7 protein-coding genes are annotated in these 8,173 nt (G+C 67.6%); 5 read left to right on the top strand and 2 right to left on the bottom strand.

From position 1 onward, the window contains the following. Positions 1-293 precede the first annotated feature (293 nt). Positions 294-1,130 carry a putative nonproteinogenic amino acid hydroxylase gene (locus ACZ5U5_RS39680; RefSeq protein ID WP_469031497.1) on the bottom strand — a complete coding sequence of 279 codons (837 nt, stop codon included), beginning with the start codon at positions 1,128-1,130 and terminating at the stop codon, positions 294-296. Between the two features lie 505 nt (positions 1,131-1,635). Between ACZ5U5_RS39680 and ACZ5U5_RS39675 the strand changes: the two genes are divergently transcribed. The 3 genes from ACZ5U5_RS39675 to ACZ5U5_RS39665 are packed head-to-tail and all read left to right on the top strand — an operon-like array spanning position 1,636 to position 3,928. Beyond that, positions 1,636-1,947 carry an acyl carrier protein gene (locus ACZ5U5_RS39675; RefSeq protein WP_469031495.1) on the top strand — a complete coding sequence of 104 codons (312 nt, stop codon included), beginning with the start codon at positions 1,636-1,638 and terminating at the stop codon, positions 1,945-1,947. Positions 1,948-1,952: 5 nt separating this feature from the next. Continuing rightward, complete coding sequence (locus tag ACZ5U5_RS39670) at positions 1,953-3,194, top strand: cytochrome P450 (protein WP_469031500.1); 1,242 nt, start codon at positions 1,953-1,955, stop codon at positions 3,192-3,194. Continuing rightward, positions 3,191-3,928 carry a thioesterase II family protein gene (locus ACZ5U5_RS39665; RefSeq protein ID WP_469031494.1) on the top strand — a complete coding sequence of 246 codons (738 nt, stop codon included), beginning with the start codon at positions 3,191-3,193 and terminating at the stop codon, positions 3,926-3,928. Before ACZ5U5_RS39670 ends, ACZ5U5_RS39665 begins: the two co-directional genes overlap by 4 nt. 275 nt (positions 3,929-4,203) lie before the next feature. Here ACZ5U5_RS39665 and ACZ5U5_RS39660 read toward each other — a convergent pair whose 3' ends face one another. Beyond that, complete coding sequence (locus tag ACZ5U5_RS39660; RefSeq protein WP_469031493.1) at positions 4,204-5,127, bottom strand: phytanoyl-CoA dioxygenase family protein; 924 nt, start codon at positions 5,125-5,127, stop codon at positions 4,204-4,206. A 536-nt stretch (positions 5,128-5,663) separates the two neighbouring features. Between ACZ5U5_RS39660 and ACZ5U5_RS39655 the strand changes: the two genes are divergently transcribed. Both ACZ5U5_RS39655 and ACZ5U5_RS39650 read left to right on the top strand, forming a co-directional pair. After that, positions 5,664-6,713, top strand: a complete 1,050-nt coding sequence (locus tag ACZ5U5_RS39655) for a methyltransferase (protein ID WP_469031491.1) — start codon at positions 5,664-5,666, stop codon at positions 6,711-6,713. 155 nt (positions 6,714-6,868) lie between these two features. Beyond that, on the top strand, positions 6,869-7,951 hold the full coding sequence (locus ACZ5U5_RS39650; RefSeq protein WP_469031498.1) for a prephenate dehydrogenase: 1,083 nt from the start codon (positions 6,869-6,871) through the stop codon (positions 7,949-7,951). The last annotated feature ends 222 nt before the right edge of the window (positions 7,952-8,173 follow it).

Raw genomic sequence — 8,173 nt, 5'->3', positions numbered from 1 at the left:
CAGCAGCTTGGCCATGGAACACCTCCCTCCCTGCGCTAGTAAGCGCTGTTGAGTACCGGTACACCGTAACGCTGACTACCAGTACTTAGCAAGACGGAATAGTGGAGGTGTGTGCCCGCACTGCGAACGCCCAGTTCAGCGGCCTCTCTTCACGGCACCGCCCGCCTGCAACTCACCGAGCCTGGCGGGCGGTTCGTCCAACGGGATCGCTCGGAGACCGGACCTGACGCTGCGCCGGCCGGTTCGCCGGACCGCAGGACCCTCGCCCCGATGGCCGACGGTGACGAGACCACTCACCAGAGGAAGACCTCCCCGTCGGCCCGCTTCTGGATGCAGTAAGTGCCGAACGCCCGCGCCTTCACGGCCATGTCGGCGTCCCCGGTGAGCCGCGCCGCCTCTTCGTACCAGTCGTACGTCTGGGCCGCATGCGAGCGCCGCTCGAAGTGGAACTCGACGAACCGACGGAACTCCGACCGCATGGACTCCGGGGAGAAGCTGCTGCCGACACCGAGGAGTTCTTTGAGCTCCGCTTCGGACGCTTCGGGCCGTTCGATGATGCGGACGGGCTCGGTCGCGGGTACTTCCCCCCGGATCGCGATGGGCTCATCGGCGCCCGAGAAGTCGAGGCAGAGGGAGAGACGGGCCGTCTCGGCGGAGCTGCGTGTCGAGTGAGGATCGGTCGTGTGGATCTTCCAGACCTCACCGCGGCGGAGGTGATAGACGGTGTCGTTCTCCGAATGGAGGTTGTCCTCGCTGGTGCGCAGCGGAATCTGCAGCCTGGTGCCGGGTTCGGCCCATTCGAGGAAGTCCACATGCGGGGCGAGGATGGCGTCCTCGGCCCGGAAGATGCGCACCCACTGCAACCGGTCCAGGGGAAAATGCTCGGTCACCAGGGACATGATGCCCGGCAACTGCTTGCCCAGGTCGGTGAGGGCCATACGGCCGTCGTGGGGGCGGAACGAGGTGTCGGAATCCGCGCCGCTGCCGTTGGCCAGGACGTGGGACGACCACGAACCGAAGGTGAAGGCGTCGTATTCGCCTCCGTACGCATGGCCGTCAACGACGGAGAACTCGGAATCCAGGTCGTACTGGTCGATGGGCAGCACCGCGAGCCTTTGTGACTTGAGCAAGGAAGTCCCTCCCCTTCAACAGTCAAATTCTTCGACATGCCAGGTAAGCTGCCGAGCAGGTCATTTCCGTCCGTCACCGTAACGGTTCCGGAACGCGTCGGCTTCGCTGCGCGCAGCTGCCCTTAGTCGGCCTTGAGCATTCTTCGAGCACTCCTTGAGCGGATGATGTGATTCGCACCGATCCGCACATGTCACGGGCGCGAAAGAGTCGCCCGGCGCCCCGGCAACCGGGCAGGAAAGAGCGTGAGTTCCTGTCCTGTTGCCGGGACACCGGCGCTCTGTGGGGGCCTTCGCGCACTGTCATCTCTTGTGCGGGACTTCCCGGCCAAATATCTTGGCTTTGCGATGGCCCCCGGGTGTGAATAATTCACCAGGAGAAATCCCCCGGACTCCTTTCAGCCATTCAAAGGATCCATCTCGCCGACGAGGCAACGGAAAAGTCCCTCAGCGGCCGTGATGGCGTGGGCAGGCACTCCCATTCGGCGCAGGAAGGAAAAGGCTGACTATGGAATCGTCGCCGCAGGTCAAGGAGCGAGAGGGGCAGGACGAGGCTTCGGAGGGACAAGGCGCGCCTTCGGGTGCGCCCGCGCCACTGGTGCGGGAGGTCTCGGCACTGTGGCAGGAGTACCTCGACGCCAGTGACGTCGGGGCGGACGATGACTTCTTCGCGCTCGGCGGCAATTCGCTGACCGGCATCAAGATCATCGACCGAGTGGCCAAGGACTACGAAGTCCAGCTGTCCGTACGCGACTTCTACCTGGCTCAGACGCCGGCGCGCGTCGCCGAGCTGATCGAGCAGGGAAGGGCCCGGCCGTGAGGTTGATGCCGGGCGCCCCCCGCGACATCGACCTCGACAGCGTCGACCTGTTCGACCTGGACCTCTACACGTCGGGCGACCCGCACCCCGTCTGGGACGCGATGCGGGAGAAGGCGCCGCTGCACCACCAAGTCCTGGCCGACGGACGGGAGTTCTGGTCCGTCACCCGTTACGAGGACGTCTGCCGGGTGCTCGGCGACCACCGCGAGTTCACCTCCGAGCGCGGCACCGTACCCACCCACCTCGGGACCGACGACGTCGCCGCCGGAGTGCTCCTCACGTCCACCGACCCGCCCCGGCACACCGAGGTCCGCAGGCCCCTCGGATCCAAGCTCACCGCTCGGGCGGTGAAGTCCTGGGAGGACAGCATCCGCACGACGATCGTGCGCTTCCTGCAGCCCGCACTCGACGGGGAGACCTTCGACCTGGCCGAGAAGGCGCTGCTCCTGCCCGCCCTGGTGACGGGCCCGCTCCTCGGGATCCCCGCCAAGGACTGGGAAGAACTCGTCCAGCTCACCGCCATGGTGACGGCCCCCTCGGACCCGCACTTCCTGCAGGGCAGCGAGGCCGCGACCCTGGCCATCTCCCACCACGAGCTGGTCACCTACGTCAAGGACTGGGTCAAGGAGCGCAGGGCGTCCGGAGGCGAGGACGACAGCCTCCTCCACCACCTCATGAGCGTCCGCCCGGGAGGCGCGCCGCTGACCGACGAGGAGATCGCGCTCGACGGCTACAGCATCCTGCTGGGCGCCAACGTCACCACCCCGCACACCGTTTCCGGCACCGTGCACGCGCTCATCGAGCGGCCCGAGCAGTTCGCCAAGGCACAGGCCGACCCGAGCCTGATCCCGAACCTGGTCGAGGAAGGCCTTCGCTGGACCTCGGCCGCCTGCAACTTCATGCGGTACGCCGTCGAGGACGTCCAGATCGCCGGAGGCACGATCCCGGCCCGCGGGGCGGTCGTCGCCTGGATCGGGTCGGCCAACCGGGACGCGTCCCAGTTCACCGACCCGCACGACTTCGACATCACGCGGAGCAACGCCAAGCGCCAGGTCGCCTTCGGGTACGGGCCGCACTTCTGCATCGGTGCGCCGCTGACCCGGCTGACCCTGCGCATCTTCTTCGAGGAGCTGCTCCAGCGGTTCGGCTCCATCGACCTCGCCGGCGAACCGCAGCACCTGCGGTCGTACTTCATCGCCGGGATGACCCACCTCCCCATCGTCGCCCAGAAACGAAGGACGCCATGACATCCGGCACCGCCACCGCCACGTCGCCGTGGTTCGTCCGGCCGCAGTCCGGCGATCACCGCGCACAGCTCTTCTGCTTCCCCTACTCAGGGTCCGGAGCTTCGGCGTTCAGCGCCTGGCCGACCGCCATCGACGACGTCGAGGTCAGCCCGGTGCAGTTTCCCGGCCGCGAGAACCGGCTGGCCGCACCCCACTACGGCACCTACGACAACCTCGCCGCCAGCCTGGTGGAACAGCTTGTGCCGCGTTCCGACCGGCCGTTCGCGTTCTTCGGGCACTGCGCGGGCGCGCTTCCCGCGTACGAGACCGCGGTTCGGCTCGCCGAACGGGGTCTGCGCCAGCCGGACTGCCTCTTCGTGTCGGGCCAGCCGGCACCGCACGACGCCTCGCGCGACCGGATGCTCGCCATGACCGAATCCGAGCTGCGCGCCGAGCTGGAATCGGTCGTCCGCGGCCGGGGCATCGAACCGCGGCCGGACATGATCGATGTGGGCCTGGCCGTGCTGCTGCGTGATCTCGCCGCCGCGAGTGAGTACCGGCGGACGGAGCCCGTCGCGGTGGGATGCCCCATCGTCGTACTGCACTGGCGGGACGACCCCGAGATGACTCTCGACCAGCTCGAGGGCTGGCGTCAGTACGCGGATTCGGTCGAGTTCCGCGTCGTCGACGGCGGACACCACGATTTCCTGAAGGCGCCGGAGGAACTGCTGAAGCTGCTGACCTCCTGGCACTGACGCGGTACGCGGCTCGCGGCGCCCTGCCCGGGAGATCGGGTCCTGGGTGCGCCGGAGGACGCCCGCGCGCATCCCCGCAGATCTCGCGGGGAGGCGCGCGGGCGTCTTCGTGGGATCCCTCGGGGACGACCACACGATCCGGCTCCACCAGCACAGCGGCCGGCGCATCGACCGCCACTCCGTCACCGGGGTCCACGGCACAAGCCAACGGCCGATGGCCCACCGCATGTGTCCGCGGTGGGCCATCGGCCGATGCTGCTGTGTTCCCGCTGCGCTCAGCGGGACGTGGTGCCCTCGCGCAGCCGGTCGATCATGTGCCGGGTCGTCTCGATCGGGCTCTCGGAGAGGTCCTGGGAACGCACCGGCAGGGCCGCGTTGAGCTTGGCCGCCTGGTCGTCCCACTCGTCCTGGCCGGCGAACGGAATCGTCTCGCCCTCCTGGTAAGTGGGGAAGGGGCGGTAGCTGTTGAGGCCCTTGGTGTCGCTGCCGCGTACCAGCAGCGGGTCGATGTAGACCCCGTTGCCGTGGGTCTGCGTGCTCGTCGAGATGTAGCCCATGTCGAGACCGCACCGCCGCTTGGCGGAGGTGTTCGGGTCCGAGCAGTGCAGCAGGTTGGGGTGATGGATCGATACGTCCCCCGGCTGGAGCTCGATGTGCACGATGCCGCGCTCCTCGACCCACTCTCGCACCAGGTTCTCGTCGGAGGAGGAGAACAGCATGTTGTCCGTGTCCGTGCGGGACGACGGCTGGTGCAGCGGCAGCGCGTGGCTGCCCGGGATCATCTGCAGGCAGCCGTTCTCCGTGGTGGACTCGTCGACGGCCAGCCACACCGTGAGCGCCTCCATGGGGCTCAGCGGCCAGTACGCCCCGTCCTGGTGCCACAGCACGGGCTGTCCGTCGTACGGAGGCTTGCAGATGTAGTGGGCGGTGAAGGACGCCAGATCCGGGCCGAGGAAGAACTCCGCTATGTCCACCAGACGGGAGTCGGAGACCAGGCGCGCCCAGAAGGCGTCGTTGCGTATCAGCGGGTGGTGGAAGTGCTCGGGACGAAGGTCCGGGTACTTGCGGGTGAGCCAGTCGACATGGGCGTTCACCTCTTCCAGGAGTTCCTTCGAAACGACGTTGCGGATGATGGAGAAGCCCTGCTCGGCGTACTCCGCCGCAGCCTTCTCCAGAACACCATCGCCGAGTGGGTTCATGCGTCAGCTCCTTTTCAGGTGTTTCGGGTACTGCATGCCTTGCGGAACGGGTTATATGCCCGGCGCGGCCATGACGGCGAAACCGCCGACCAGCGCGAGAGCGAGCATTAGGCGTTCGGCAACCTCGATGATTTTGATCGGCAGTGACTCCGGCGCGCACGAAGGCGCGGCTTGCCCTGCCGGGGCCTTCCGCTGTCCCGTCGACAGGACAGCGGTGCGGACGCCCACGTCCGCCGGTATTCAGCGGATACCTCGTCGCGGCCGACCATAGAGCGTGTTCCGGCTGCCCGTCCATTACTTCACGGAATGTCGAACGGCATCCACGTCCACCCTGACCGTTGAACGGGCGGACGGGGGCCCAAATCTGGATGTGAATCTGTGATTTTCAGCCGCCTTCTGGAATCCTCGTAGGCGTGGCACATGAGGATGGAAATGCTTCCATGAACCCGAATTGCACATCTCTGCCGGCGGACGGCGCAGTTACTTTCGCAAACCGACGGGCATCGACTAAGAGTGGGGCGAGTACGCTGACTGAATTGGAAAAGCTGGTGCGCGCCGTGCCCGATCCGGTCGTGCGCGAATTCCTGCTGATGGCGGACGATAGCATCGTCACGGTGCTTCCCTATGCGCTGGCCATAGCCGCGCGGCTTGGTGTGGCCGACGCTTGTGCGCCGGACGGGTCGACGCCCGAGGAACTCGCGGACACCGTCGGCTTCGCGGCGGAGCCGCTCATGAGCCTGTTGAACGCCCTCACCGGTGCGGGCTTCTTCGCCCGGAATCACCGTGGGCGTTTTGCCCCCACGGAGTTGGGCGCGGTCCTCAAGGCCGACTCGGCCGTGTCGATGCGGGCCACGCTGTCCAACCTGGATTCGTACCGGGCCTGGCTGCGGGCAGCCGACGCCGCGGCGGACAGGAAGCCGCTCCCGGCGGCCCACGGCGAGACCTTCTTCGTGGACCAGGACACGAAGCCCACGACCGAGGCCGCCTTCAACACCCGCATGAAGGAGCGGGCCAAGCGCCTTTACGGCGGCCTGGCCGAACTTCCGGTGTGGGACGAGGCGCGCACGGTCATGGACATCGGAGGCGGCACGGGCACGGTGATCTCCGCGATCCTGCAGGCCCAACCACACCTGAGCGGCGTACTGTTCGATCGCCGCTCGGTGATCGACCTGGCGGCGCACGACACCCCGCTCGCCCCCGTCCGGGACCGGTGCACGCTGGTGACCGGTGACTTCTTCGACGAGCTCCCCAAGGGTGCGGACGTGCACGTGCTGGGCAGCGTGCTGCACGACTGGGACGACGAGAAGGCCGCCGACATTCTGCGCGCCAGCCTCAGGGCGCTGTCCCCCGGCGGCCGGATACTGGTGTGCGAACTCCTCGTGCCCGAGGCCACCGAACCCCATCCGGCACGCTGGAGCGACCTCGGCATGCTGGTGCTCCTCGGCGGCCGGGAGCGCACGCTGTCGGAGTTCGACAAGCTGTTCGCCACTGTGGGCCTCGTCAGGACCAGGGTGCTGCCCGTCGGGGAGTCGAACTTCAGCCTCATCGAGGCGACCGCGTCCCCGTCGCTCCTGCCGAGCGGCTGACGGCCGGTCCGGACGGCTCCGGACAGCACGCGCTCAGGAAGTGGGCTCCACCACTAAGCACGATCCGTCGGTAGACACCATCGGAACGTTGAGCAACGCCCGGGTGCGTCCACCGCATCCGCTCCGTTGCCGACCCAGGAGTGGAAATGGTCTCGATGAAAGATGTCCTGGTGGTCGGCACCGGTTTGATAGGAACCTCGGTCGCGCTGGCCCTCAAGGCCCACGGGGTCGGCGTGTACCTGAGGGACTCGGATCCCGTCTCGGCCAAGATCGCGTCCTCGCTCGGCGCCGGCTCCGTGGAACAACCGCCGAAGACGGTGGATCTGGCCATCGTGGCCGTACCGCCGGCACTGGTGGCCGACGTCCTCGTACGCCTGCAGGCCGAAGACGTGGCGCGGCACTACACCGACGTCGCCAGCGTCAAGGCCAGGCCGCAGCAGGACGTCATCGCTCTCGCCTGCGACAACGCACGCTACATCGGCGGCCATCCGATGGCGGGCAGCGAGCGCAGCGGGCCGCTCGCCGCCCGCGCGGACCTCTTCGACGGGTGCAACTGGGTCCTCACGCCCACGAGCGAGACCGACACCGACACCCTGAACGCCGCACTCCAACTCGTCGCGGTGTGCGGGGCCGTGCCCGTGTTGATGGAGGCGGCGGCCCACGACCGCGCGGTCGGCCTTGTCTCGCACGCCCCGCACCTGGTGGCAAGCCTGGTCGCCGCCCTCCTGGAACCGGCCGATGAGCGCATGGTGAGCCTCGCGGGCTCGGGCGTACGCGACCTCACCCGTATCGCGGCCGCGGACCCGGGCCTGTGGGTGGACATCCTCGATGCCAACGCGCTGGTGGTGGCCGATCTGCTCGAAGAGCTGTCGGAGAGCCTGGACGACGCCGTCATGGGTCTGCGGGCCATGGGGGCGACCGACGACGACAAGCGCAGCAACGGCGCGCGCATCGTCGAGGACCTGCTGCGCCGCGGACAGGCAGGACGGGCCCGGATCCCCGCCAAGCACGGCACCGTTCCGGAACAGTACGAGACGGTGACGGTCATGATCGGCGACCAGCCGGGCGAACTGGCCCGGCTCTTCACCGACGCCTCCAGCGCCGGCGTCAACGTCGAGGACGTACACCTGGAGCACTCAGCAGGCCGGCCGACCGGCCGTGCCCAGCTCAGCGTCACCCGGGATCTGCGCGAGGTGCTGGTGACGACCCTGCACAACCGTGGGTGGCGGCACCACTAGCGGCGCCGAGCTCTCCCCCGTCGACGCACGGCCCTCAACTCACCTGACAACACAGGTGAGTTGGGGGCCGTTCGCGATGGCCGTGGACCTCCGGACGAGCGGTGCCGATCCATGTCTTCCCTAGTCTGTCTTGCTAAGTACTGGTAGTCAGCGTTACGGTGTACCGGTACTCAACAGCGCTTACTAGCGCAGGGAGGGAGGTGTTCCATGGCCAAGCTGCTG

Source organism: Streptomyces sp. NPDC033177 (genome assembly GCF_055577715.1).
This window is presented reverse-complemented; position numbering and strand designations above follow the sequence as displayed.

What these genes read in the sequence shown, in the direction of transcription:
- ACZ5U5_RS39675 (WP_469031495.1), top strand. Translation starts at nt 1,636, where the DNA reads ATGGAATCGTCGCCGCAGGTCAAGGAGCGAGAGGGGCAGGACGAGGCT.
- ACZ5U5_RS39670 (WP_469031500.1), top strand. Translation starts at nt 1,953, where the DNA reads ATGCCGGGCGCCCCCCGCGACATCGACCTCGACAGCGTCGACCTGTTC.
- ACZ5U5_RS39665 (WP_469031494.1), top strand. Translation starts at nt 3,191, where the DNA reads ATGACATCCGGCACCGCCACCGCCACGTCGCCGTGGTTCGTCCGGCCG.
- ACZ5U5_RS39660 (WP_469031493.1), bottom strand. Translation starts at nt 5,127, where the DNA reads ATGAACCCACTCGGCGATGGTGTTCTGGAGAAGGCTGCGGCGGAGTAC.
- ACZ5U5_RS39650 (WP_469031498.1), top strand. Translation starts at nt 6,869, where the DNA reads ATGAAAGATGTCCTGGTGGTCGGCACCGGTTTGATAGGAACCTCGGTC.